Below are 677 nucleotides of genomic sequence, written 5' to 3'. Positions count from 1 at the left end.
CTCAGGCTACTAGTAAAGGCTATGCCAATGACAGCAACCAATACGCCAATATGAGCAGTCTGTTGACCCCAATAGCTCAGACGCAACTGCCGCAAACCGTTAAAAAGATTAGGCGCATTCTTAGTTTTATCTTTAAAATCAACTGCCATCCATAGCAGTGCCCAAAAGCTAACGGCTAAAGTCACACCAATATTAAGCATAGACGATGGATTAACAAAGTAAGTAATAATGGCAGCTAATACTAAGCTACTAACGGCGATGACCATGCCTATACCCAGTAGTGGACGGGTGTCTTTTTTCCAGCGAATATTTGAGCCCATACCCATAGCTATTAATAACAGCCACGTTAAAGGTACAAATAATGCATTAAAATAAGGAGGGCCAACGGACACTTGTCCTAAACCAAAGGCATCAGCGATAATAGGGTAAAGGGTGCCGAGCAGCACCACTAAGGTTGCAATCAAAATGATGGCGTTGTTGATCACTAAAAAGGACTCACGTGAAATCAGCTGATATTGACTTTCAACGGTTAAACGCCAACCTCGAACGGCAAACATTAATAGACCACTACCGATGATAATGCCAAGAATAGCTAAGATAACCAAACCACGCGTCGGATCAGCGGCAAACGAATGCACTGAGGTAAGGACTCCAGAGCGTACCAGGAACGTGCCAAG

The 677-nt window shown here is 43.9% G+C and carries 1 protein-coding gene; it reads right to left on the bottom strand.

Annotation, left to right across the window (positions count from 1 at the left end; translation table 11 throughout):
* The coding region (locus tag ACTXGO_RS16550) for a cytochrome c-type biogenesis CcmF C-terminal domain-containing protein (RefSeq protein WP_443575163.1) at positions 1 to 677 on the bottom strand (677 nt) is incomplete at both ends.

It is taken from the genome of Psychrobacter sp. T6-1 (assembly GCF_052258445.1).
Note: the sequence above shows the minus strand (reverse complement) of the source record. Positions and strands in the feature narration are given on the sequence as shown.